General features: G+C 37.1%; 27 protein-coding genes. 25 read left to right on the plus strand and 2 right to left on the minus strand.

Annotated features, from left to right (window positions below; translation table 11 throughout):
- Positions 1 to 63 precede the first annotated feature (63 nt).
- The 20 genes from BAU17_RS07720 to recN all read left to right on the plus strand — a co-directional run bounded on the left by BAU17_RS07720 (position 64) and on the right by recN (position 18077).
- Positions 64 to 705: an SIMPL domain-containing protein gene (locus BAU17_RS07720; RefSeq protein ID WP_161902235.1), complete on the plus strand. Its 642-nt coding sequence runs from the start codon at positions 64 to 66 to the stop codon at positions 703 to 705.
- Positions 706 to 1602, plus strand: a complete 897-nt coding sequence (locus tag BAU17_RS07725; RefSeq protein WP_161902236.1) for a diacylglycerol/lipid kinase family protein — start codon at positions 706 to 708, stop codon at positions 1600 to 1602.
- On the plus strand, positions 1595 to 2149 hold the full coding sequence (locus BAU17_RS07730; RefSeq protein WP_161902237.1) for a GNAT family N-acetyltransferase: 555 nt from the start codon (positions 1595 to 1597) through the stop codon (positions 2147 to 2149). Before BAU17_RS07725 ends, BAU17_RS07730 begins: the two co-directional genes overlap by 8 nt.
- 95 nt (positions 2150 to 2244) lie before the next feature.
- Positions 2245 to 5064, plus strand: coding sequence for a sigma-54-dependent transcriptional regulator (locus BAU17_RS07735; protein WP_202622299.1), 2820 nt, complete (start codon positions 2245 to 2247; stop codon positions 5062 to 5064).
- A gap of 145 nt (positions 5065 to 5209) precedes the next feature.
- The gene (locus BAU17_RS07740; RefSeq protein ID WP_161902238.1) at positions 5210 to 5689 is read left to right on the plus strand and encodes a mannose/fructose/sorbose PTS transporter subunit IIB; all 480 of its coding nucleotides are present in this window, start codon (positions 5210 to 5212) and stop codon (positions 5687 to 5689) included.
- A gap of 40 nt (positions 5690 to 5729) precedes the next feature.
- Positions 5730 to 6695, plus strand: coding sequence for a mannose/fructose/sorbose PTS transporter subunit IIA (locus BAU17_RS07745; RefSeq protein ID WP_161902239.1), 966 nt, complete (start codon positions 5730 to 5732; stop codon positions 6693 to 6695).
- Positions 6696 to 6729: 34 nt separating this feature from the next.
- Complete coding sequence (locus BAU17_RS07750; protein WP_161902240.1) at positions 6730 to 7539, plus strand: PTS mannose/fructose/sorbose transporter subunit IIC; 810 nt, start codon at positions 6730 to 6732, stop codon at positions 7537 to 7539.
- A 17-nt stretch (positions 7540 to 7556) separates the two neighbouring features.
- Entirely contained in the window at positions 7557 to 8468 is a 912-nt protein-coding gene (locus tag BAU17_RS07755; protein WP_161902241.1) for a PTS system mannose/fructose/sorbose family transporter subunit IID, read from the plus strand.
- 88 nt (positions 8469 to 8556) lie between these two features.
- Entirely contained in the window at positions 8557 to 8928 is a 372-nt protein-coding gene (locus BAU17_RS07760; RefSeq protein ID WP_161902242.1) for a DUF956 family protein, read from the plus strand.
- Between the two features lie 88 nt (positions 8929 to 9016).
- Positions 9017 to 9256, plus strand: a complete 240-nt coding sequence (locus BAU17_RS07765; RefSeq protein WP_161902243.1) for a GlsB/YeaQ/YmgE family stress response membrane protein — start codon at positions 9017 to 9019, stop codon at positions 9254 to 9256.
- 113 nt (positions 9257 to 9369) lie between these two features.
- Entirely contained in the window at positions 9370 to 10434 is a 1065-nt protein-coding gene (locus BAU17_RS07770; protein ID WP_161902353.1) for a M24 family metallopeptidase, read from the plus strand.
- 238 nt (positions 10435 to 10672) lie between these two features.
- A complete protein-coding gene (locus BAU17_RS07775) occupies positions 10673 to 11098 on the plus strand; it encodes an Asp23/Gls24 family envelope stress response protein (RefSeq protein ID WP_161902244.1) in 426 nt (141 codons plus the stop codon).
- Positions 11091 to 11540 carry a transcription antitermination factor NusB gene (nusB, locus tag BAU17_RS07780; protein WP_161902245.1) on the plus strand — a complete coding sequence of 150 codons (450 nt, stop codon included), beginning with the start codon at positions 11091 to 11093 and terminating at the stop codon, positions 11538 to 11540. Before BAU17_RS07775 ends, nusB begins: the two co-directional genes overlap by 8 nt.
- A gap of 141 nt (positions 11541 to 11681) precedes the next feature.
- A complete protein-coding gene (locus BAU17_RS07785) occupies positions 11682 to 12536 on the plus strand; it encodes a bifunctional methylenetetrahydrofolate dehydrogenase/methenyltetrahydrofolate cyclohydrolase (protein WP_161902246.1) in 855 nt (284 codons plus the stop codon).
- Complete coding sequence (xseA, locus tag BAU17_RS07790; protein WP_161902247.1) at positions 12536 to 13870, plus strand: exodeoxyribonuclease VII large subunit; 1335 nt, start codon at positions 12536 to 12538, stop codon at positions 13868 to 13870. Before BAU17_RS07785 ends, xseA begins: the two co-directional genes overlap by 1 nt.
- Before the next feature lie 16 nt (positions 13871 to 13886).
- Positions 13887 to 14108 carry an exodeoxyribonuclease VII small subunit gene (locus tag BAU17_RS07795; protein WP_161902248.1) on the plus strand — a complete coding sequence of 74 codons (222 nt, stop codon included), beginning with the start codon at positions 13887 to 13889 and terminating at the stop codon, positions 14106 to 14108.
- Positions 14105 to 14986, plus strand: a complete 882-nt coding sequence (locus tag BAU17_RS07800) for a polyprenyl synthetase family protein (RefSeq protein WP_161902249.1) — start codon at positions 14105 to 14107, stop codon at positions 14984 to 14986. Before BAU17_RS07795 ends, BAU17_RS07800 begins: the two co-directional genes overlap by 4 nt.
- Positions 14987 to 15001: 15 nt before the next feature.
- Entirely contained in the window at positions 15002 to 15817 is an 816-nt protein-coding gene (locus BAU17_RS07805) for a TlyA family RNA methyltransferase (RefSeq protein ID WP_161902250.1), read from the plus strand.
- A gap of 116 nt (positions 15818 to 15933) precedes the next feature.
- On the plus strand, positions 15934 to 16386 hold the full coding sequence (gene argR, locus BAU17_RS07810) for an arginine repressor (RefSeq protein ID WP_161902251.1): 453 nt from the start codon (positions 15934 to 15936) through the stop codon (positions 16384 to 16386).
- An 11-nt stretch (positions 16387 to 16397) separates the two neighbouring features.
- Positions 16398 to 18077 carry a DNA repair protein RecN gene (gene recN, locus BAU17_RS07815; RefSeq protein WP_161902252.1) on the plus strand — a complete coding sequence of 560 codons (1680 nt, stop codon included), beginning with the start codon at positions 16398 to 16400 and terminating at the stop codon, positions 18075 to 18077.
- A 49-nt stretch (positions 18078 to 18126) separates the two neighbouring features.
- Here the strand turns inward: recN and BAU17_RS07820 are convergent, their stop codons facing one another.
- A complete protein-coding gene (locus tag BAU17_RS07820) occupies positions 18127 to 18243 on the minus strand; it encodes a DUF4044 domain-containing protein (RefSeq protein WP_161902253.1) in 117 nt (38 codons plus the stop codon).
- Between the two features lie 78 nt (positions 18244 to 18321).
- The gene (locus tag BAU17_RS07825; protein ID WP_161902254.1) at positions 18322 to 19275 is read right to left on the minus strand and encodes a magnesium transporter CorA family protein; all 954 of its coding nucleotides are present in this window, start codon (positions 19273 to 19275) and stop codon (positions 18322 to 18324) included.
- A 134-nt stretch (positions 19276 to 19409) separates the two neighbouring features.
- Here BAU17_RS07825 and BAU17_RS07830 point away from each other — a divergent pair, with 134 nt between their 5' ends.
- The 5 genes from BAU17_RS07830 (at position 19410) to BAU17_RS07850 (ending at position 23983) form a co-directional block, all read left to right on the plus strand.
- Complete coding sequence (locus BAU17_RS07830; protein ID WP_161902255.1) at positions 19410 to 19778, plus strand: DUF3397 domain-containing protein; 369 nt, start codon at positions 19410 to 19412, stop codon at positions 19776 to 19778.
- 172 nt (positions 19779 to 19950) lie between these two features.
- A complete protein-coding gene (gene mraZ, locus BAU17_RS07835; RefSeq protein ID WP_161902256.1) occupies positions 19951 to 20382 on the plus strand; it encodes a division/cell wall cluster transcriptional repressor MraZ in 432 nt (143 codons plus the stop codon).
- A 14-nt stretch (positions 20383 to 20396) separates the two neighbouring features.
- Positions 20397 to 21350 (plus strand): 16S rRNA (cytosine(1402)-N(4))-methyltransferase RsmH, encoded by a 954-nt coding sequence (gene rsmH, locus BAU17_RS07840; RefSeq protein WP_161902257.1) that lies wholly within the window; start codon positions 20397 to 20399, stop codon positions 21348 to 21350.
- A 5-nt stretch (positions 21351 to 21355) separates the two neighbouring features.
- Positions 21356 to 21763, plus strand: a complete 408-nt coding sequence (gene ftsL / locus BAU17_RS07845; RefSeq protein WP_161902258.1) for a cell division protein FtsL — start codon at positions 21356 to 21358, stop codon at positions 21761 to 21763.
- Positions 21764 to 23983, plus strand: a complete 2220-nt coding sequence (locus BAU17_RS07850; protein ID WP_161902259.1) for a penicillin-binding transpeptidase domain-containing protein — start codon at positions 21764 to 21766, stop codon at positions 23981 to 23983.
- Positions 23984 to 23987: the final 4 nt, after the last annotated feature.

Below are 23987 nucleotides of genomic sequence, written 5' to 3' on the forward strand. Positions count from 1 at the left end.
GGTAGGGTTTTTTTGTACATAAATAACAACTTTCGTGTAAAATAAAGACAGGAGTGTGATTGGATGGAAAAACAACTAACAGTGAAAGGTTTGGGGCGAGTGAAGGTAACTCCAAACGTTGCGATTGTAACCTTACGTGTAACAACGACACAACAAGAATATGAACAACTTCTATCTGAAGTAAATCAACGCATGCAACGACTGGAGACAGTCTTGTTAACTGCGGGTCTTTCGAAAGAAGACATAAAAACAACCGCTTTTTCAATTCATCCGAAAGAGCAAATGAATCAGGAGAATGAATGGCAATTGGTTGGTTATGAAGCCTATCAAGAAATAACCTTACATTTGACTTTAGAGCAAGCGTATTTAACAACTATTTTAACTGCTGTTGCTGAATCTGGTGTTCATCCCGTTCTTTCTGTGCAATTTACTGTCGCTCAACAAGAAGTCGTTGAACAACAACTACTTTTGCAGGCGACTGAAAATGGCAGAAGACAAGCGGAATTATTAGCGACAGCTGCCAATGTACAATTAGGTGAGTTGCTTCAAATTGAGTACACGCCTAGAACAACTGAATTTTTATCATCCACTATGCTACAATCAGAAAAAATATCTCACCATCTAACGATTCCAATGCTTCATCCAGCGGATATTATTGAAGAGGCAGCGGTAACGCTTATTTGGCAAATTGAGGAGGAAAAATAAATGACAAAAGCATTCTTAATCGTTAACCCAAGTTCTGGAGGCGAAGAGGCAAAGCAATATGAGGATCAAGCAACAGCAAAGCTCCAAGAATTGTTTCAAGAAGTGATTGTGAAACACACTGAAAAAGCAGGCGATGCGACAGATTTTGCAAAAGAAGCTGCAAAAGAGCGAATCGATAGTGTATTTGCGATGGGTGGAGACGGAACGGTTAACGAAGTTATTAGTGGATTAGCTGAAGAAGAATTTCGTCCAACATTTGGTTTCTTTCCATTAGGGACAGTTAATGATTTAGGCCGTGCGCTTAATTTACCAATGGATCCAGAAGAAGCGATTTCGCAATTATCATTAGACCGGACTAGTTCATTAGATATTGGCAAAATTAACGATCAATATTTCATGAATGTGGTAGCGATTGGCACTATTCCTGAATCAATTAATGATGTTGACGTGGAAGATAAGACAAAATTTGGTAAGTTAGCTTACTTTGCTTCTGGCATCAAACATGTAATTGGTAATAAATCATATGACTTTGAAGTAACTTTAGATGAGAAAACACAAGAAATAACTAGCAGCACGATTATTATTGCCTTAACTCGTTCAGTCGGCGGTTTTGAACAATTGCTTGCTGATGCAGAAGTCAATGATGGAAAAATGCATGCGATTTATTTAAAAGATGAAAGTTTGCTAGATACAGTGAAAAGTTTACCGGATTTAATCAAAGGTGTTGACAAATCGACGGATAATTTAGGATATGAAACGTTCTCGAAAGGTCAAATTGCATTAAAAGAGGGCGAATTAGGAACGAATATTGATGGTGATGAAGGTCCGAAATTACCTATTCATTTAGAAATTTTACCGTCACATCTGACAGTCTATACTGGTAAAGCAAATGACTGACGTTTTCATTCGTATGGCAAAAAAAGAGGATGCGGCAGTGTTACTAGCTATCTACGCACCGTATGTTGAAGAAACCACTATCACGTTTGAATATGAGGTGCCAACATTAGTAGATTTTTGCCAAAGAATTGAAACAACTTTAACGCGCTTTCCTTATTTAGTGGCTGAAACGACAGCTGGTGAAATTGTAGGCTATGCGTATGCAGGAAGTTATAAAGGACGAGTAGCTTATGATTGGTCTGTCGAGACAACAGTTTATGTGAAGAAGAACTGTGCTATCAAAGGTGTTGGAACTCAGTTGTATGGTGCGTTAGAAGAAGTATTGAAAAAACAACATGTTGTAAATTTGCTTGCGTGTATCACAGCAGGTAATGACCGGAGTGTGAAATTTCATGAAAAGCTAGGTTATCAAGTGATTGGTTCGTTTCCACAACTAGGGTTTAAATTTAATCAGTGGTGTGATGTTATTTGGATGCAAAAAATGTTGCATTTGCCAAAGAAACCCAAACCATTTATTCCGTTTTCTGAATTAAGCGAAGCAAGGTGAGTGATTGCCTTGCTTTTTTGTTTTTTATTGTCAGTTGGCAATTCGTTGGGGAAGTGTATATAATAAAAGAGAGGAGTAGAGGAGAGGTGAAGAAGTTGAGCAAACGTATAGAACGAATTTATCAATACATTGTAGATAAAGAGAACCACTTTTCGGCTATTGATAAGAACAGTTCAGTAACGACAGCTGAAATTGCGGATGCGTTACAAATTCAACGTAGTAATGTAAGTAAAGACTTAAATTCGCTTGTTCGAGAAGGTCGTTTAATTAAACTGGATGGTCGTCCAGTCGGCTATATGCTCGCTGCGAATATTCAAAATGTAAAGAAAAAATATGTACCAAGTTACAAAGAAGAACGCCAACCTCGCGCGAAAGCAGAACCACAGCATACAGGTTTGATGATGCACACGCATGATTTGTTTTCAAACATTATTGGGATGAATGGGAGTATGAAAAACGCAGGTGAACAAGCAAAAGCGGCGATTTTATATCCACCTAAAGGGTTAAATTGTTTAATTACAGGTCCAACGGGTTCTGGGAAAACATTCTTTGCCCATGCGATGTTTCAATTTGCCAAAGCGAATCAGGTTATAGCGGCTGATAAAGAACTGATTGTATTTAACTGTGCAGATTATGCCAATAATCCAGAATTGTTGATGAGCCATTTGTTTGGGTACAGTAAAGGGGCTTTTACAGGGGCAGAAACTGAAAAGCTAGGAGTAATTGACCAAGCAGATGGTAGTATGTTGTTTTTAGACGAAATTCATCGTTTGCCACCAGAAGGTCAAGAAATGATTTTTTATTTTATGGATCATGGATCATACAGTCGTTTAGGAGAAACTGGGAAGAATCATTTTGCAGATGTTCGAATTGTTGGTGCAACAACGGAAGATCCAAATTCTGCACTTTTAGATACTTTTGTTCGACGGATTCCAATTAATATTCAATTACCCTCCTTTGAAACGCGTCCTGCTAATGAAAAGTTAGATTTAGTTAAAGTGATGGTTTCACACGAAGCGAGCCGTATTCAACGCACGATTTCTTTAACAGAAGATGTTGTAAAAGCGTTGATTGGTAGCGTTAGTTTTGGAAATATTGGGCAGTTAAAATCAAACGTACAATTGGTTTGTGCACGTGGTTTTTTGAACCATATGCATCAAGCTCAAATTGACATCACTTTAGAGGATGTTCCAGAAGGTATACGGGCTGGCTTGTTCATGTTAGCCAATAAACGTTTGATGTCGATGGAACTTTCGCAAAATTTAGAGTCTAAATTAGTGATTCAGCCAAACGAAGATAGCTTAAATATTCAGACAGATTCTTATGAACTGCCTTATAATTTATACGATATCATTGGTGATAAAGCTGCTTTGTTAAAAGCAGATGGCGTTGACCAAGAAGCAATTAATCACTTTATTTCAACGGATATCAATATCCATTTGAAATCTTTTTATAAAGATCATGGCTTTTCTTTTTATGCAGATAACAAATTGAGTGAATTCGTTGATCAGAAAATTATTGAGTTGACCAATCGAATTTATGAAATGGTTCGTCAACGTCTACACACCGATTTTCAACAAAATTTCGTCTATGCCATGAGTCTGCACATTAGTTCTTTTTTGAAAAAAATAGAGTTAGGTGAAACCAGACAAACGAATGATAATATTCGTGAAATGGTCGCTGCATATCCAGAAGAATTTGCTGTGGCGCAAGAAATCAGACGTTTCATTGGCGAGTGGTTCCAAGTGGCGATTCCTGCTAGTGAAGAATATTACTTGGCTGTTTTATTAGTATCTTTGCGTAGTAGTTCTTCGGAAGGAAAGATTGGAGTAGTTGTCGCAGCGCATGGAAATAGCACAGCCACTAGTATGGTTGATGTTGTGAAACAACTTTTGGGTGTGGAGCAAGTAGCAGCAGTAGATATGCCGTTAGATATGCCGCCAAAAATTGCATTAGAGAAAGTGAAGCAAGCAGTGACTGCGGTTGATGAAGGAAGCGGTGTGTTGTTATTGGTGGATATGGGGTCACTGGTGACCTTCGATGCAGATATTCAACGAACGACGGGAATTTTTGTTAAGACGATAGATATGGTTACCACGCCGATTGTCTTAGAAGCAGTGCGTAAAGCGTCAGTTTTAGGGACGAATTTGGACGAATTGTACGAATCGCTCGAGAATTTTCGCGGGTATAGTCGGATGGGAGAATTGACTCAACCAATCATGCAAACACATTTGCCGCGTGCTATTTTAGCTATTTGTGCATCAGGAGAAGGAACTGCTAAACAAATTAAACAAACGATTCAAGCAGTATTGACGAAAAAGAATATTTCAGATGTCGAAATTTTGACGCTTTCTGTATTTGAAGTACAAGATAAATTACCAGATCTTCAAAAAAGTTATGATTTACTGGCGGTGACAGGGATTGTTAACCCTAATTTACCCGTCCCGTTTATCTCTTTGGAGCGTTTTATTACACAGGATACCGAAAAGTTAATTGATCGAGTCTTAATTAGTTCACAAGTAATTGATAATGAGACGCTTGTCTTAGATCAAGAAGAAACGAAACGAGTATGCATTGAGTTTTTGGAGAAGAATTTTACGTTTTTAAATCCGAAAAAAATGATTGAACCGTTATGGCAATTTGCAGAAGACGTCATGACTGCTTGGGAAATTTCTCTGGAAGAAAGAGGGTTTAAAATTAACTTTGTTCTGCATGCTGCGGGGATGTTGGAACGGATTTTATTAAATCAACCATTAACAGGAGAAGCTACAGATGAGCAAAGCGTATTAATGAATGCTGAATATGAGAAGTTGCATGTACATGTATTGTCTCTCGGTCGAACATTAAATTTGGTGGTTCCGGTTATGGAAGAATTTTATTTAATGTCAATGATTCAACGGCAAATAAATAAATGAGATACACTAAAACGATACACAAGATAAGTGTATCGTTTTAGTGTATTGTTTTTTCGTGTGTTAAATACTATTAATTAGCTAGTGTATTCAAATTTTTTTGGCACACTTCTTGCTTTTAAATAGAATGGATAGGAGGTGTAAACAATTGGACATTCGATTAGCGCGAATTGACGATCGACTAATTCATGGACAAGTCGCAACAACGTGGGCGAAACAAACGGGTATTAATCGAATTATCGTCATTAGTGATGAAGTTGCGAAAGATTCTCTCCGGAAGTTTTTATTACAAGAAGCTGCACCACCAGGAATACAATCAAATATTGTGACTGTTGCTCGTATGTTGGAAATTTTTGATAACGCATTATTAGCCAGTCAAAAAGTCATGCTATTATTTACCAATCCTCAAGATGTTGAAGTATTAGTTCGGAAGGGATTGCAGTTAGATTCATTAAATATCGGTGGTATGCGTTTCGTTGGAGGAAAACGGATGGTGACTAATTTTGTTTCTGTCGATGAAGCAGATATTGCGTCGTTTCGTTATTTGGATAGCCAAGGAATTGAATTGGATGTTCGTAAAGTTCCAACTGATCGTAAAGTTCATTTGATGGACTTGTTTGAAAAATAAGTCACTAAAACATGTATTTTAGTAAATAGGAGGTAAGAAAATGGTAGGGATTATCCTAGCAAGTCATGGGGATTTCGCTAAGGGGATTTTACAATCAGGGGCGATGATTTTCGGTGAACAAGAAAATGTTGCCGCTTGCGTATTAGAGCCAAGCGAAGGACCAGATGATATCAAAGCAAAGTTACAAAAAGCAATTCAATCATTTGATGATCAAGAAGAAGTGTTATTCTTAGTCGATCTTTGGGGAGGAACGCCTTTTAACCAAGCAAATAGCTTATTAGAAGATCATAAAGACAAATGGGCAATTGTTTCAGGTATGAATTTACCAATGGTCATTGAAGCGTATGCGTCACGTTTTTCGATGAATTCGGCACAAGAGATTGCACAAGCTATTTTGAATACTGCAAGAGATGGCGTCAAAGTGAAACCAGAAGAATTAGAGCCTGAAGTTGCTGTAGAAAGTAGCGAAAAAACACCTAGCAATACAGGGAAACCTGGTACATTTGAATATGTCTTAGCACGTATTGATACTCGCTTATTACATGGTCAAGTAGCAACTGCTTGGACAAAGGCAACACAACCAACACGTATTATTGTTGTATCTGATGCAGTAGCTAAAGATGAATTGCGCAAAAAATTAATTCAACAAGCTGCACCTCCAGGAGTAAAAGCCCATGTCGTGCCTGTTGAACAAATGATTAAACTTGCAAAAGACGATCAACATTTTGGTGGACAAAGAGCACTTTTACTTTTTGAAAATCCACAAGATGTGTTGCGTGCGGTTGAAGGTGGCGTACCATTAGATACAATTAACGTTGGTTCGATGGCTCATTCACCAGGTAAAGTACAACCTAACAAAGTATTGGCATTTGGCCAAGATGATATTGATACATTTAAGAAATTAAAAGAAAAAGGACTTAAATTTGATGTACGAAAAGTACCAAATGATGGTCAAGGTAATATGGACGAAATCTTGCGACGCGCGCAAGCAGAACTAAACAGATAAGCAATTTAGAAAAGAAAATGGAGGATTAATAGTTATGGACTTAAATATTGTTCAAATCATATTAGTCATTATCGTGGCATTTTTAGCCGGTATGGAAGGCATTTTAGACCAATTTCATTTCCATCAACCAGTTATTGCGTGTACGTTAATTGGCTTAGTTACAGGAAACTTAATACCATGTTTGATTTTAGGTGGTACCCTACAAATGATCGCCTTAGGTTGGGCGAATATTGGTGCGGCTGTTGCCCCAGATGCTGCGTTAGCATCTGTTGCTTCTGCAATTATTTTAGTACTTGGTGGACAAGGTAGAGCGGGCGTTTCTTCAGCTATTGCGATTGCAGTACCGCTTGCCGTTGCTGGTTTGTTGTTAACAATTATTTGCCGTACAATTGCTACTGGTTTTGTGCACATCATGGATGCTGCAGCAAAAGAAGGGAATATTCGTAAAGTTGAATTATGGCATATTCTAGCAATTGGTTTACAAGGGATTCGTATTGCGATTCCGGCAGGGTTAATTTTAGCTGTCGGTGCAGGACCAGTAAGTAGCCTATTGAATGCAATGCCATCTTGGTTAACTGAAGGGTTAGCTATTGGTGGTGGAATGGTCGTAGCGGTTGGTTATGCAATGGTTATTAACATGATGTCTTCAAAAGAAGTTTGGCCATTCTTTGCTATTGGTTTTGTTTTAGCAACAATTTCTGAAATTACCCTTATTGGACTTGGTACAATTGGTATTGCTTTAGCTCTTATTTATCTAGCACTTTCTAAACAAGGTGGTTCAGGTAATAGTGGCGGTGGATCAAATACAGGCGATCCAATTGGCGATATCATTGATAACTATTAAGAAGGAGGCGGACAAAAATGACAGAGCAAATCAAATTAACTAAAAAAGATCGTATATCTGTTTGGTTACGTTCCACTTTCCTTCAAGGGTCTTGGAACTACGAACGTATGCAAAATGGTGGTTGGGCATTTTCAATGATTCCAGCTATCAAAAAATTATATAAAACAAAAGAAGATCGTGCAGCAGCATTAGAACGTCATTTAGAGTTCTTTAATACCCATCCATATGTTGCATCACCTATTCTTGGGGTAACGTTGGCATTGGAAGAAGAAAGAGCAAATGGCGCGCCAGTGGATGACGTTGCTATTCAAGGGGTTAAAGTTGGGATGATGGGTCCTTTAGCTGGTATTGGTGACCCAGTCTTCTGGTTTACAGTGAAACCGATTATTGGTGCCTTAGCAGCATCCCTTGCCATGAGTGGGAATATCTTAGGACCAATTATTTACTTCGTTGCATGGAATGTGATTCGTATGGCATTCACTTGGTACACGCAAGAATTTGGTTACAAAGCAGGTTCTAAAATTACCGAAGATTTATCTGGTGGATTGTTGCAAGATATCACTAAAGGTGCATCGATTTTAGGGATGTTTATTCTTGGTTCGTTAGTTAACCGCTGGGTGTCTGTATCGTTTGCACCAAAAGTATCTGAAGTGCCTTTAGACAAAGGTGCATATATCGAGTGGGATAAATTACCGGCAGGAGCAGAAGGAATTAAAGAAGCCTTAATCCAACAAGGAAATGGCTTGTCATTAACTGATACCAACGTGACAACTTTACAAGATAACTTGGATAGTTTGATTCCTGGTTTAGCTGGCTTGTTGCTAACTATTTTCTGTATGTGGTTATTGAAGAAAAAAGTATCACCAATTGTAATCATCTTAGGATTATTCGTCGTTGGTGTTGTTTTCCACAGCATTGGTTTAATGTAAGAAATCAAAGCCCGAGTCTAACTTGGGCTTTTTTTCTTCGTATAAATAAAGAAATCACGTTATACTCGAACTAGAAAGGGTGAAGCAAGTGGTTCAATCATTGAATACAAAGGTAGATTTAGTTATTAAAGCAACAGCTTTTACCGGTATGACTGAATATGGAAAAATTATGATTGGTGATAAAGGTTTTGAATTTTATAATGACCGAGACGCTAGAAAGTTTATTCAAATTCCTTGGGAAGAAGTTGATTATGTAGTCGCATCAATTTTATTTAAAGGTAAATGGATTCCACGTTATGCGATTCGCACGAAAAAAAATGGAGAATTTGTTTTTGCATCGAAAGATCCAAAAAAAGTACTACGAGCTATTCGCGTATATGTGGATCCTAGTCGAATGGTGCAGTCGTTAAGTTTCTTTGGTGTTATCAAAAATGGACTATCAAAATTAATGAAAAGATAATTTTTTGTTATTTAATAAATAGTTATTATTTTGTCGCAATTCCTGTGTGTGGTACACTAAATGTAACATTAACAAGGAGGTGCTCGACATGCATTGGTTATGGGTATTAATTGTAGGTGCAATTATTGGAATGATTGCTGGTGGAATTACTGGCGAAAAACGTGGCTGTATTTTTAATATAGTAGCAGGAATTATTGGTTCATCAATTGGTGAAAGTTTATTTAGCTCATGGGGACCAAAACTAGCAGGTATGCACCTAATACCATCTATTTTAGGGGCAGTGATTTTTGTAGCTGTCGTATCATTCTTTTTTGGTAAAAATAAATAGGAGAAGATGAGCAGAGTGTTGCTCATCTTCTTTTTAGAATCTTCCCTTTTCGCTTTAGTCAGAAGTTTGTTATAATGAAAAGTGAATTTAAAAGGAAAGAAGGAATTATTAACATGTTACGAGTCCAAAAACTACGAGAAAAAATGAAAAAAGAAGTTGTAGATGGTTTTTTAGTAACAAGTCCTTATAATCTTCGCTATTTAACTAATTTTACTGGGACGACTGGATTGGCAGTTATCACTTTAGATAAAGCCTTTTTTGTAACTGATTTTCGTTATACAGAACAAGCAGCAAAACAAGCACAAGGGTTCGAAATTGTTAAGAATGCTGGACCGATCTTTGATGAAGTAGCACGAATTTGTCAGGAAGAAGAAATCAACGCATTAGCATTTGAAGAATCACATGTTAGTTTTGCGGAGTATTCTGTTTTAGAAGATATTATTGAAGAATCTGCACTAGTACCGATCTCAGGAATGATTGAAGAATTAAGAGAAGTAAAAGATGAAGAAGAATTAAAATTAATTCAACAAGCTTGCCGTATCGGTGATCAAGGATTCGAACATATCTTAAAAATGATTCGTCCAGGAATGACTGAGATTGAAGTAGCCAATCAACTAGATTTCTTTATGCGCTCATTAGGTGCAACGAGTGTATCTTTTGATACAATTGTCGCTAGTGGTGTTCGTTCAGCGATGCCTCATGGCGTAGCTAGTGAAAAAGTGATTGAGCAAGGTGATTTGATTACCTTAGACTTTGGTTGCTATTATCAAGGGTATGTTTCTGATATGACTCGTACGTTTGCAATTGGCGATCCAGGCCAACAATTGAAAGAGATTTATCAAATCGTGTTAGATGCCCAAATCAAAGTATTGGAAGCAGCGAAACCTGGTATGACAGGAATTGAGTTGGATGCTGTGGCACGTGATTATATTGCATCGTTTGGTTATGGTGAAGCATTTGGTCATTCAACAGGACATGGTATTGGCTTAGAGATACATGAAGGGCCAAATGTATCTTTCCGTGCAGACAAAGCATTTGTAGCTGGTAATGTGATTACGGATGAACCAGGAATCTATTTACCAGGTGTTGGTGGTGTCCGTATTGAAGATGACTTATTAATTACTGAAACAGGAAATAAAGTCTTGACCCATGCGCCTAAAGAATTAATTATTCTATAAGCAAATCATTGGTTAGATAGCTATATCTAGGGATTTCTTGAATGGAAAATGATGTTCATTCAACAGTATCTCTGGTATAATCTATTTGAAACCAATACGTGACAAGGAGCTAAATGAGAAAGTTATTTGTAGAAATAAACTAAAAGTTCCAATTTTGTCAGTAAAATACTAGAAATACTGTAGTTGTTTTTGATAACAATGGAATAAAATACAGTATGCCAAGATGGAGGAATTAAGAATGGTCGATGAAAGAAACTTCGTATTAGATGCCGATCAGGAACTGGGAGAGATTGTTATTGCTCCAGAAGTCATTGAAGTAGTTATTGGCATTGCAGCGTCAAAAGTTGATGGTGTGTATCGTATGCAAGGAACATTTGCAAATAATGTAACAGAATTATTAGGACGCTCAGCTTACGGCAAAGGTGTTCATTTAGAAGCTGATGAATCAGGTTTGAAAGTAGACATCTACACATACATGAAATATGGTGTCTCTGTGCCTAAAGTAGCGATGGAAATTCAAAAACGCGTGAAACAACAAGTTTTATTTATGACAGATGTTGAATTATCGGAAGTCAATGTTCACGTAGTGGCAGTCGTTCCTGAAAAAGCGGAACAATTAGATATAGAAGAATTATTCGGGAATGACGAGGAAGACAATGAGTAAAGAGTTATCTAGACATGAAATTAGACAAATGGCAGTACAGGCGTTATTTCCATTAGATTTTAATAAAGACCTAACCAAACATGATGCAATTGTTCATGCACTTGAATTAGAACATGAAGAAATGGTTGATGAGGAGCAAGAAAGTTTTGTTCCTACCTATTTAGATTTATTAGTTACTGGAGTCTGTGAGCATAAAGCAGAATTAGATGAGACAATCAAAAATCATTTGCGTCGTGGTTGGAGCATTCAACGTCTTTCTAAAATGGACGTAACGATTTTACGCATTGCATTGTTTGAAATGATGTATGTAGATAATGTACCGAATAAAGTGGCCTTGAATGAAGCGATTGAATTAGCTAAAATGTTTAGCGATGATCAGTCAAGAAAATTTGTGAATGGTATTTTATCAACAGTGAATAATGGACTAGAAGCTAGCGAATAGGCTAGCTTTTGTTCTTGAATTCGTCTATTTTCGATTAATTACCGAACGATAGTTCAGAGTTTGTTTATGAATGGTAAGATTTTCTTTTTCGTGAAATAAACCTGTGCTAAAATGAAAAAAACGTGAGGAGGCAATGGAACAATGGGTGTATTGATTAATGGCAAAGAATTGGCAGCAAAAATGCAAGAAGAGATTCGTTTAGAAGTGGAACAGTTAGCAAAAAAACAGGTAAAACCTGGCTTAGTCGTTTTATTAGTGGGTGAGAATTCAGCGAGCCAAACGTATGTGAAAAACAAAGAGTTGGCAGCTAAGCGCATTGGAATCCATTCGAAAATAGAACGTTACGAAGAGACTATTTCTGAGGAAGAACTACTAGCAGAAATCGAAAAGTACAATCAAGATAGTGATTTTCATGGTATTTTAGTTCAACTTCCATTGCCTACGCATATTGATGAAGAAAAAATTTTATTAGCAATTAATCCTAAAAAAGATGTAGATGGTTTCCATCCAATGAATTTAGGAAAGTTATTTGCAGGTGCACCAGAAATGATTCCTTGTACACCCTACGGTATTATGAAAATGTTTGAAGCGTATCATATCGATTTAGAAGGCAAAAACGCAGTAGTCATTGGCCGTAGTAATATTGTCGGTAAACCGATGGCACAGCTTTTATTAGCGAAAGATGCTACTGTTACCATGACGCATTCTAAAACAAAAAATTTAGCAGCTGTGGCAAAACAAGCGGATATATTGGTTGTAGCGATTGGTCGTGGTCATTTTGTGACAAAAGAATTTGTTAAAGAGGGTGCAGTCGTGATTGATGTAGGAATGAATCGTGATGCAAACGGCAAATTAATTGGGGATGTCAAATTTGATGAAGTTGAACCGATTGCTAGCTATATTACCCCTGTGCCAAAAGGGGTTGGACCTATGACGATTACGATGTTAATGATGCAAACCGTTGAAGCAGCGAAACGTCAGGAGTTAAATAAGTAATGAGTCAACAATATTTATCAATCACGGCAGTGACGAAATATTTAAAAAAGAAATTTGACGCAGATCCTTATTTGGAACGTGTGTTTCTTACGGGTGAAATTTCAAATTTTCGATTGCGACCAAATCATCAATATTTTAGTTTAAAAGATGATGGTGCGAAGATTTCAGCCGTGATGTTTAAAAATGCGTTTAATCAACTAACGTTTAAACCTGAAGAGGGCATGAAAGTTCTTGCGGTAGGCCGTATATCCTTATACGAGGCAAGTGGTAACTATCAACTATATGTTGAACATATGGAACCTGATGGTGTCGGTGCGTTGTATCAAGCATATGAACAATTGAAAGCTAAACTAGAACAAGAAGGCTTATTTCGAGCACCTAAACAGCAACTACCACGTTATCCAAAACGGATTGCTGTTTTAACAAGTCCAAGTGGTGCCGTGATTCGTGATATTATGACAACTGTTCGTCGCCGTTACCCAATCGCCCAGTTAGTATTGTTTCCAACGGTTGTTCAAGGAGAGAAAGCTGCAGATAATGTGGTAGCAAACATTGCACGTGTGGAAGAGATGGGTTCATTTGATACAATGATTATTGGTCGTGGTGGTGGCTCGATTGAAGATTTATGGCCATTTAACGAAGAACGTGTAGCTCGTGCAATTTTTAATGCGCGCACACCGATTATCTCTTCTGTGGGACATGAAACAGATACTACAATTGCTGATCTAGTCGCAGATGTTCGTGCAGCAACTCCTACGGCTGCAGCCGAATTAGCCGTCCCTGTTTTGTCAGAAGAGTTGATGCGAATTGAAGAAAGGCAAGCACGTCTTGTCCAAGCGTACGCAAATCAGATGCAGCGAAAAGATGAACGCTTCCAACGCGTCTTATCTTCTTATATCTTCCGGCAACCGGAACGTTTGTATGAAGCGCAGTCATTAAAACTTGATCAATTACAGCAACGACTCGTGCAACAAATGCAAACCTTGTTGTATGAAAAGGATCGAAAAGCGAATCAAACAATGCATCGCTTGGCACAAGTAGTTCCATCAGCTCGTGTTCGAGAAGCGAATCAGCAAGTAAACTACTTAGCTCAGCGTTTAGAAAAACAAATTCAATTAATATTTGAACAAAAAGTATCAAAATTTGAGCAAACTGTCCAATCGTTGGATTTACTAAGTCCATTGAAAATTATGGGCCGAGGCTATAGTTACACGACAAAAGAAAAAGTCGTTAAATCTGTGCAGGAGTTAACCGTTGGTGATGTGTTAGATGTGCATTATCAAGATGGGCAAGCTAAAGTAGAAGTATTAGAGATTACGGACGTTAGCGAATGAAATAAGGAGGAAGAATATGTCAAATCCGACATTTGAGGAATCATTGCAAGAATTAGAACAAATTGTGACTCGTCTCGAGCAAGGAGATGTTCCTTTAGAAGAAGCTTTGACAGCTTTTCAACAAGGAATGGTTCTAAGTAAACAATGCAAAGATACCTTAGCAAAAGCTGAAAAAACCTTAACAAAAATGATGACTGACGCAAATGAAGAAGTTCCTTTTGAAGAGGCAGAAAAATGAGTAGGTTAGCTAACCTTCAACAGGAAGTTCAACAAACCGAGGCAGAAATGGTTCGGTTTGTTTGTGAATATACTGATGAAGAACAATTACAAAAAAGTATGTTGTATTCAATACAAGCAGGAGGGAAACGAATTCGTCCGCTATTATTGTTAGCAACGGTTGCTTCATTTTCGAAGGAACATACACGCGGTTGTTATCAAACGGCGGCTGCTTTGGAAATGATTCATACGTATTCGCTGATTCATGATGATTTACCAGCAATGGATGATGATGACTTACGTCGTGGAAAACCGACGAATCATAAAGTCTATGGTGAAGCGTTAGCTATTTTAGCAGGCGATGGCTTATTAACGGCAGCCTTTGAATTATTGAGCATCTCCGAAATAGAACCGACAAAAAAAATTCTATTAATTCAGTTGCTTGCTAAAGCAGCAGGTACGCATGGAATGGTAGCAGGACAAGTAGCGGATATGCAAAGTGAGCATCAACAAGTACCGTTGGATGAATTGATGGCTATTCATAAACGAAAAACGGGTGCGCTCATTCGATTTGCGATTGTGGCAGGTGGTATTTTAGCGAATCAATCAGAAGGAACGATTGCTTATTTAGACCAGTTTGCCCAACACTTAGGGTTAGCGTTTCAAATTCGCGATGACTTATTAGATGTGGTCGGAACGACCGAAGAATTAGGCAAGACGGCAAATCGTGATGAACAGTTAGAAAAAAGTACGTATCCAGGCTTGTTAGGTTTAGAAGATGCGAAGTTGGCTTTAACGAATGAAATAAAGGCTGCGGAAACGGTATTAGAACAGTTAGCAGCTGTGCCAACTTTCGATGCAACCCTACTAAAAGATGTGTGTACATTATTCCAGTTATAAAGAAAGAGGAACAAGATGAAAAAAGAGCGAGTCGATGTATTGGCTTTTCAACAAGGGCTTTTTGAAACAAGAGAACAAGCAAAACGTGGTGTCATGGCGGGGTTAGTTTATTTAGAAAAAAACAATGAACGTCTCGATAAACCCGGTGAAAAAATACCAATGGATACAGCTTTGCAAATTAAAGGGCAAAAGCTACCATATGTCTCTCGTGGCGGGTTAAAATTGGAGAAAGCATTAAAAATTTTTGATTTTACTGTTCAAGACAAAATCGTCTTAGACATTGGCGCATCGACAGGCGGTTTTACTGATGTGGCCTTACAAAACGGTGCAATCAAAAGCTATGCCCTAGACGTAGGGTACAATCAATTAGCATGGAAAATACGTCAAGATGAACGTGTAACGGTCATGGAACGGACTAATTTTCGCTATTGTACCCCGGCTGATTTTACAGAAGGTATACCGGCAGTTGCAACAATTGATGTTTCTTTCATTTCGTTGAAGTTAATATTGCCACCATTGCATGCTATTTTAGCTGAAAATGGTGATGTGATGGCACTTATCAAACCACAATTTGAGGCTGGAAGAGATGCAGTTGGGAAAAATGGGATTGTCAGAGATCCTGCGACCCATCAAGCTGTGTTAGAAGATATTTTACATTTTGCGATGCAAGAAAAGTATGATGTCCACAATTTGAGTTATTCACCGATTACAGGTGGTGAAGGGAATATTGAATTTATTGTTCATCTGAAGAAATCATCAAAAGAAGGAAAATTAGATATTGAAGATATTTCCAAAATTGTTGCGGAAGCCCACCAACAATTAGATAAATAAAGCAGCGTTCTTTAGAAAAGATTATTTTTCTAAAGAGCGTTTTTTCGTTTGTCAGTTCTTTCATTCTGACGCAAAATAAGCTATGATAAATAAGAATTCAACTAGGAGGAATTGGCATGAGAAAAAAAGAACGCCATCGTTTAATTACGCGACTTTTAACAGAACAAGATATTCAAAAACAAGAAGAATTTGTCGAATTTTTAAAAAATAAAGGTGTTGAAGTGACACAAGCTACTATTTCAAGAGATATTAAGGAATTAAAATTAATTAAAGTCCCTTCTACAGCAGGTGGCTATCGCTATAGTTTACCTTTAGAATCAAGTGAGGATGTGGCAGAAAAACTAAATAAATTATTAAAAAATGCATTTGTTTCCGTCGAACAGATGGATAAGTTTGTTATTTTGCGTACATTACCAGGAAATGCATCTGCGGTAGCGAACTTAATTGAAAAATGTTTTAAAGAGGAGTTATTTGCAACTCTCAATGACGACGATAGTGTATTGATGATTGCTCGGACAGAATCTGGACGTCAAACATTATACGATGCCTTGAAAAAATTTAACCGTTAGGAGTGACGGATATGCTACTAGAATTAACAATCGAAAATTTTGCAATTATCCCTTCGCTACATTTATCCTTTCACGAAGGAATGACTGCATTAACCGGTGAAACAGGGGCTGGTAAATCAATTATTATTGACGCGATGGGCTTGCTTGCAGGTAGTCGTGGATCCAGTGATTATATCCGCCAAGGCGCCGACAAATGTTTGCTAGAAGGGTTGTTTGAATTGCCAAAACAATCCAGTTGTGTGCAATTATTAGATGAATTAGGTATTGAGCATGAAGAAGATGTTTTAATTGTGCAACGAGATATGTCTGTGTCAGGAAAAAGTGTTTGCCGTGTAAATGGTCGGATTGTCACGTTAACGAATTTACGTCGAATTGGCATGTATTTAGTCGACATTCAAGGCCAAAATGAACACCAAGAGTTATTGCAACCAGAAAGACACCTAGCGCTTGTGGATAGTTTTGGTTCTGAAAGTTTTAAACAACAACTAGCAGACTATCAAATAAAATACAGCGAATTTCGTCAATTGGAAAAACAAGTCCATTCGATTCAAGCCAATGAGCAATCTTATGTGCAACGAATCGATATGTTGCAATTTCAACAAGAAGAAATTCAGCAAGCAGAATTACAGCCGAATGAAGAAGAGCAGTTAATTGAAGAGCGTGACAAATTAAGCAATTTTCAAAAAATCTTAGATGGCTTAACGCAGAGTTATCAACTGTTATCTTCGGAAGAAAGTAATAGTTTAGATGGTGTGAGCATGGCATTGAATGAACTGCAAGGGATTAGCCATCTAGATGCTGAATACGAACAAATTAGCGAAAACGTGCAAAGTGCCTATTATTTACTACAAGAAGCTGCTAGTGATTTGTCACGGCAAATTGATCATTTAGAATTGGATGAAGAACGCTTAGAAGAAGTTGTTTCAAGACTAGAAACGATACGCCAATTGAAAAGAAAATACGGCGAGTCTATTCCTGCGATTTTAGCTTATTACGAAGAGATATCGCGTGAGTTGTCTGAAGTGAATATGTCAGAAGAACAGTTAGAAGAATTGGAAAAAAGACTTGCATTCAAGCAACAGGAAATCTGGCAACTAGCAGAAAGGCTACATGTACAACGGAAAAATATTGCAGCAGGTTTAGAGAAAGCTATCTTACAGGAATTATCTGAATTATATATGGAAAATGCTCAATTTGATGTTCATTTTCATTCAGAGAAAAATTTACGGGAAACAGGTTTTGATCAGGTTGAGTTTTACTTGACGACAAACCCCGGTGAACCATTAAAACCACTTGTTCGAGTAGCGTCTGGAGGAGAATTGTCTCGTATTCTGTTGGCTTTAAAAACTATTTTTTCTAAAGCCCAAGGAATGACGAGTATTGTATTCGATGAGGTAGATACTGGAGTAAGTGGACGTGTAGCGCAAGCCATTGCTGAAAAGATTGCTAAAATAGCGACTGATTCGCAAGTATTATGTATTACGCATTTGCCACAAGTTGCTGCCGTCGCAGATTATCAGTACTTTATTTCTAAATCAGTTAAAGAAGGACGGACAGAAACTAAAGTCGAACAACTGACAAGTGATGAACGTGTCAATGAGATTGCTCGTATGTTGTCAGGTGCTGAGATTACGGATTTGACATTAGAACATGCAAGAGAATTATTAACTGCAGCGCAAGCACGTGAATAAACTAAGAGTTCTGATGCATATGCACAGACCTCTTAGTATGAATCATTCATTATGAAAATGCTGCTAAAGCACCTAAAATAGTCGTACCGATTGTCGCTATCAGCATTGTCCAGATAACTACTTTAGTTATTTTGGAAAAGGTACTCTTTTCTTTTTTATCGTTCATTTTATGCCATCCTTTTTGTTGTTGATAGTCACAGTGTACAACCATTGGAAAAATAACTCAAGGTGTCGATACTAAATTTTATAAAAGATTTTTCTTTTTTAGAATGCGAATCACTAAATAGCAGAGAAAAATAGTGATGCCAGTAATAATTAAAAAGGCGTTTTCGCTTTTAGCAAATGGCAGTGCAACATTCATTCCAAAGACACCACCAATAATGGTTGGGATGGTCAAAACAATGGTAAGCGAGGTTAAAATTTTCATAACATTATTTAAATTGTTAGAAACAACCGAAGTAAAGGTATTGTTCATTTGTGTAGCGAATTTCAAATGAATATTTGCAGAAGTCGTTGCTTGTTTGGTCTCAACGACGACATCGTGTAAGTGATTGCTGTATGCATGATTTTCTTGAATAAACGTCGTCTTTTCTAATTCAGATAATGTGACTAAGTTAGCCGTAGTAGCAGCATCAAATAACACTAAGCTCTTTTGAATATTCATAATTTGAAATAATTGTTTATTTTCTGTCGAGACTTGGATTTGTTGTTCTAAATCGTTTAATTCCTTTTTTAGTAAATCGAGGTATCGGTTAAAAGTTGTTACTACTTGCCACAAAATACTTAATAATAGATTCATTTTGTTGTTCATATCGTTTTGGACGAACGGACGCTCTTTTAGCTCTTCCAAAAAAGGTAATGATTTATTAGTGACGGTGATAATTTGTCTATTTGGAGTGATAATGATTGATAGAGGGAATGTCTCAAATTGTAAATACCCACTAGAGCTAATCGTTTTATAAGGAAATTGTAGCAAAAGTAAAATCGATTTTTTGAAGGCCGTTTGATGTAACCCTTCGCTACGAGAATTTTCGGCATCATCTAAAACGGCGGTTAAATAATCTTTTGGAAATTTATATGTGGCAATTAATTGTTGAATTTCCTCATGTGTAGGTTGTTCTACATGCAACCAAAAACTCTCGTGGTTATCTGTAACTTCAAGGAGTTGTTGATTTTGAACGGTAAACGAATGAATCATTTCTTTTCCTCCTAAGCGTGACAAGTTTTAGTTTCTTCTATTATAATACAAAAGTACAAGATTTTAAGAAAAATGCAATATCTATGTAATGAACATCAAGTATAGTAACTCTAGTTAAGAAAGGATTTGTTGGTATGTCCAATTTTTCACCGATTCTATTATTATGGTATATTTTCCCTGTAATTGCACTATTTGCGTCTCGTTTATTAGTGTCTGTTTTTTCATTAAATACACGTTTTCATATTAAAGCGCCTGATTTAGCCGTTCCTTTTTTATTATACGCTGTTCATGAATTATCTGCAGCGACGTTTGAGCAATCGATTTTTCCGTACTTTTTACTATCGATTTTTTCATTAGGGATTGCCTTGGCTTTCTTTCAAGCATACTTTTATGACGAAATTAAATATGGACGATTTTTCAAAATGTATTGGCGTTCGGTCTTCTTGTTAACCTTATTGTTACATGTTGTCTTAGTCATTCTGAACATCATTACTCTCTTCTAAAAAGTCATCTTAAAGTTTTTTTAAAAACTTTAAAAAAGCGATAAAACCGCATTCTTCGCTTAAGGTAAAAACAAGTCAAAAAACTTCCCCTCTAATTTAACATAAATTGTGGTAGAAAGTGGGGGATTGTGGTAGACTGTGATTATCAGGTGGCGACTGGAGGGGCTTATCGATGTTTATGGGAGAATTTCAACATTCTATCGATGCAAAAGGCCGTCTTATCGTACCATCCAAACTTCGAGAAAAACTTGGTGAAAAGTTTGTGGTGACACGAGGATTAGACGGTTGTTTATTTGGCTATCCTTTAACCGAGTGGGAAAAGTTAGAAGAAAAATTAAATGAAATGCCTCTTGCTAAAAAAGATGCACGTACATTTGTCCGTTTTTTTTATTCCGCTGCCACTGAATGTGAAATAGATAAACAAGGTCGAATTAACATTCCTAATACGTTACGTAATCACGCAGGCTTGCAAAAAAGTTGTGTGATTATCGGTGTATCAAATCGTATTGAAATTTGGGATGAAGGTCGTTGGACCGAATTTTCGACTGAAGCTGAAGAAAACTTTGATGAAATCGCTGAAAGCATGATTGATTTCGGCTTATAGAAAGAGGCAAATAAATGGTTGTGTTTCAACACTACACTGTCATGAAAAAAGAAACCGTTGATGGTCTGAACATCAAGCCTAATGGTAAATATGTAGACTGTACTTTAGGTGGTGCAGGACATAGTGAATATATTTTACAACAATTAAATGAAGAAGGTCATTTGTTTGCTTTTGATCAAGATCAAAAAGCAATTGATTTTGCATCGGAGCGCTTAGCTTCTTATGTAGAAAAAGGACAAGTGACATTTATTAAACGCAATTTTCGTTTTTTAAAAGAAGAATTAGCAAATTTAGGTATTCATAAAGTAGATGGTATTTTATATGATTTGGGTGTTTCATCACCGCAATTAGATGAAGCTGAACGTGGATTTAGTTATCATCAAGATGCTCCGTTGGATATGCGTATGGACCAAACAGCGCCGTTGTCTGCCTATCACGTTGTTAATGAATATGAATATCATGAATTAGTAAAAATCTTTTTCCGTTATGGAGAAGAAAAATTTTCAAAGCAAATTGCACGTGAAATTGAACGTGTAAGAAAAAATAAACCAATTGAAACAACTGGGGAACTAGTGGAAATTATTAAAACAGCCATTCCAGCACCAGCCAGAAGAAAAGGCGGTCATCCAGCGAAACGCGTATTTCAAGCGATTCGTATCGCAGTCAATGATGAATTAGGTGTTGTAGAAGACTCTTTAGAGCAAGCAATTGAACTGTTGGCCAAGAATGGACGAGCAAGTGTCATTACCTTCCATTCGTTAGAAGACCGGATTGTTAAAAACATGTTTAAAGAATACAGCACAGTAAATGATTTACCGCCGGGTTTACCCGTTATTCCCGATGAGTTTCAACCTGAATTAAAAGTTATCACACGTAAACCAATTCTTCCATCAGATGAGGAATTGGCAGAAAACAACCGTTCTCGTAGCGCCAAACTACGAATTGCGGAAAAAATCAAGGAGGAGTAGTAGGAATGGCAGAATTAAATGTACATGAAATACCATATGAAATGAAACAAGAATCTGTTTCATATGCGAATACAGAGCCAGAACATACTCCTGAACGCCCCGAAGTAGTTGTCATTCCGTTGTCTCCTGCGCGCAAGTTAAATCGGATTACTCGTATGGAAAAGATTATTGCTGTGGCTATGGTGGGTGTCTTGATTGTTTTAGGTTTACTGATGATTAACTTACGAACAACAATCAGTCAAGTTGAACAAGATATTTCTGTTTTACAACAAGATGTCACTTCGAAGGAAGCGGAAGCTCTTCAATTAGAACAAGAGAAAAACGAGCTATCTAAAAGTGAACGAATTCAAAAAATTGCTGAAGACGAAGGATTATCCATAAATAGTGATAATTTAAGGAAAGTGAAGAAGTAAATGCGAATTATAGAAAAAATGAAGCAGTACTTTAAAAAGAAAAATTTGTCTACAATGAACAATCGCAAAAAAGTAGGAATTATTCTCTTTACTACGAGTATTGGATTGTTCTTTTTGTTTGTCACGCGTTTGAGTTACATTGTCATCGTAGGCAATGTTGCGGGTACTTCATTAGAAGCCAAGACAGAAGCTTTGTATCAAGGCAGTGAAGTCATCAAGGCAAAACGCGGAACGATTTATGATCGGAATGGTGTAGCGATTGCTGAAGATGCAACGTCTTATTCGATGTATGTTGTGCTGAATGACTCATATGTTACTGGAGATGGTAAGATACTCTATGCTGAAAAGAAAAATTTCGAGAAAATAGCAGAAGTAGTTTCAAGCGAATTAGATGGAAAAGTAAAGAAAAAAACAGTAATTGAAACATTGCAAAATGCTTCAGACTTAGAGTTAAAGCAAACCAATATTCCAAATGCGAAAAATATTACCTTACAACAAAAACAATCCATTGAGAAAAAATTGGAAAAGCAAAAACTTGCAGGAGTATATTTTGACGAGCATCAATCACGAATTTATCCAAATGGGACGTTTGCTTCTCATTTTATTGGATATGCTGATGTGCAAACAGATAAAGAAACCGAAAAAGAAGAACTAAGAGGCAAGTTAGGGTTAGAATTGATTTATGATGATATTTTAAAAGGGAAAGATGGAAAAGCCACGTTCCAAAAAGATAATTATCAAAATCCATTGCCGGGAACCGCAGCGGAAGTTAAACCAGCTGAACAAGGAAAAGATGTCTATACAACATTAGATAGTCGTTTGCAGAGTTATTTGGAACAATTGATGGATGATGCATGGAAAGATACCAAAGCACAGGACTTAACTGCTGTGTTAATGGAAGCTAAAACAGGCGAAATTGTTGCTATGTCTCAACGACCATCTTTCAATCCAGAAACCAAAGAAGAATTTAGTGACGAAGATTTTATTTGGGAGAATTTATTTGTACAAGACAAATATGAACCTGGTTCAACAATGAAAGTTTTCACAACTGCTGCTGGTATTGAGTATGGTGTCTTTGATCCAAATGAAACATATAGCACAGAACCATACAAACTATATGATGCGACAATTAACGACTGGGATTTAGGCGCTAATCATTCGGTATTAACGATGCGCCAAGCACTTTCTTGGTCAAGTAATATCGGAATGGTACGTTTAGAACAAAAAATGCCAGATCGTTGGCAACGTTATTTGAAAGAATTTGGCTTTGGCCGCAGCACATACTCAGGTTTAGTTGATGAAAAGAAAGGTGATTTGCCTGAAGACAATATTGTCAGTCAAGCAATGTCATCCTTTGGTCAAGCGATTGATGTGACACAATTCCAAATGCTTCAAGGTTTTACCGCTATTTCAAATGACGGTCAAATGTTAAAACCACAAATTGTTAAAAAAATTGTTAACCCAACAAATAAGGAAGAAATTGTGACACAACCTGAAGTGGTAGGTCACCCTATTAGTGCAAATACTGCACAAACTGTCCGAGAATACATGCGTGCAACAGTTGAGGATTCTGAATATGGAACAGCGTATGGTGCCTATGAATTACCTGGCTATCATATTTCTGCAAAAACAGGAACTGCAGAAATTGCCAAAGACGGAAATTATTTAAAAGGGCAAAGTGACTATCTCTATTCAATTGTTACCATGTTTCCATCAGAAGATCCCAAATATGTATTGTATCTGACTTTAAAACGTCCAGAAACAAATGACACCTCTGCAATGAAACAGATTGCGAATCCATTAATGAAACGAGCAATGGATTTATATGATGTTGATTTAGTTGAAGGTAGTAACGAAGTGAGTACTGAGCGAGTTACAGTTCAAGATTACCGTAATTTAGAAACAGATACTGCAGCTGAGGACGCACAAAAACGTGGATTATCGGCAATTGTCATTGGTAATGGGGATAAAATTGAAAAACAATCCATTAAAAATGGTAAGAAAGTGATGTCGCAAGAAAAACTGTTGCTATTAACAAATGGAGAAAATCGTTACATGCCAGATGTTTCAGGCTGGTCAAAAGCTGATTTAATTAAATTAGGCGAATTATTGGATGTTAAAGTAACATTTGAAGGTGAAGGCTATTGTGTGGATCAGAGTGTTGCAGCATTTGAACCATTAGCAGATCAAGAATTAACCTTTACTTTACAAGAAAATTAATCTA

The organism is Candidatus Enterococcus willemsii (assembly GCF_009933335.1).
GTDB classification, from domain to species: Bacteria; Bacillota; Bacilli; order Lactobacillales; family Enterococcaceae; genus Enterococcus_F; species Enterococcus_F willemsii.

Bases quoted from the DNA above. Each gene is read 5' to 3' on its own strand.
- BAU17_RS07720 (WP_161902235.1), top strand. From the start codon at position 64: ATGGAAAAACAACTAACAGTGAAAGGTTTGGGGCGAGTGAAGGTAACT.
- BAU17_RS07725 (WP_161902236.1), top strand. From the start codon at position 706: ATGACAAAAGCATTCTTAATCGTTAACCCAAGTTCTGGAGGCGAAGAG.
- BAU17_RS07730 (WP_161902237.1), top strand. From the start codon at position 1,595: ATGACTGACGTTTTCATTCGTATGGCAAAAAAAGAGGATGCGGCAGTG.
- BAU17_RS07745 (WP_161902239.1), top strand. From the start codon at position 5,730: ATGGTAGGGATTATCCTAGCAAGTCATGGGGATTTCGCTAAGGGGATT.
- BAU17_RS07750 (WP_161902240.1), top strand. From the start codon at position 6,730: ATGGACTTAAATATTGTTCAAATCATATTAGTCATTATCGTGGCATTT.
- BAU17_RS07755 (WP_161902241.1), top strand. From the start codon at position 7,557: ATGACAGAGCAAATCAAATTAACTAAAAAAGATCGTATATCTGTTTGG.
- BAU17_RS07765 (WP_161902243.1), top strand. From the start codon at position 9,017: ATGCATTGGTTATGGGTATTAATTGTAGGTGCAATTATTGGAATGATT.
- BAU17_RS07770 (WP_161902353.1), top strand. From the start codon at position 9,370: ATGTTACGAGTCCAAAAACTACGAGAAAAAATGAAAAAAGAAGTTGTA.
- BAU17_RS07775 (WP_161902244.1), top strand. From the start codon at position 10,673: ATGGTCGATGAAAGAAACTTCGTATTAGATGCCGATCAGGAACTGGGA.
- nusB (WP_161902245.1), top strand. From the start codon at position 11,091: ATGAGTAAAGAGTTATCTAGACATGAAATTAGACAAATGGCAGTACAG.
- BAU17_RS07785 (WP_161902246.1), top strand. From the start codon at position 11,682: ATGGGTGTATTGATTAATGGCAAAGAATTGGCAGCAAAAATGCAAGAA.
- xseA (WP_161902247.1), top strand. From the start codon at position 12,536: ATGAGTCAACAATATTTATCAATCACGGCAGTGACGAAATATTTAAAA.
- BAU17_RS07795 (WP_161902248.1), top strand. From the start codon at position 13,887: ATGTCAAATCCGACATTTGAGGAATCATTGCAAGAATTAGAACAAATT.
- BAU17_RS07800 (WP_161902249.1), top strand. From the start codon at position 14,105: ATGAGTAGGTTAGCTAACCTTCAACAGGAAGTTCAACAAACCGAGGCA.
- BAU17_RS07805 (WP_161902250.1), top strand. From the start codon at position 15,002: ATGAAAAAAGAGCGAGTCGATGTATTGGCTTTTCAACAAGGGCTTTTT.
- argR (WP_161902251.1), top strand. From the start codon at position 15,934: ATGAGAAAAAAAGAACGCCATCGTTTAATTACGCGACTTTTAACAGAA.
- recN (WP_161902252.1), top strand. From the start codon at position 16,398: ATGCTACTAGAATTAACAATCGAAAATTTTGCAATTATCCCTTCGCTA.
- BAU17_RS07820 (WP_161902253.1), bottom strand. From the start codon at position 18,243: ATGAACGATAAAAAAGAAAAGAGTACCTTTTCCAAAATAACTAAAGTA.
- BAU17_RS07825 (WP_161902254.1), bottom strand. From the start codon at position 19,275: ATGATTCATTCGTTTACCGTTCAAAATCAACAACTCCTTGAAGTTACA.
- BAU17_RS07830 (WP_161902255.1), top strand. From the start codon at position 19,410: ATGTCCAATTTTTCACCGATTCTATTATTATGGTATATTTTCCCTGTA.
- mraZ (WP_161902256.1), top strand. From the start codon at position 19,951: ATGTTTATGGGAGAATTTCAACATTCTATCGATGCAAAAGGCCGTCTT.
- rsmH (WP_161902257.1), top strand. From the start codon at position 20,397: ATGGTTGTGTTTCAACACTACACTGTCATGAAAAAAGAAACCGTTGAT.
- ftsL (WP_161902258.1), top strand. From the start codon at position 21,356: ATGGCAGAATTAAATGTACATGAAATACCATATGAAATGAAACAAGAA.
- BAU17_RS07850 (WP_161902259.1), top strand. From the start codon at position 21,764: ATGCGAATTATAGAAAAAATGAAGCAGTACTTTAAAAAGAAAAATTTG.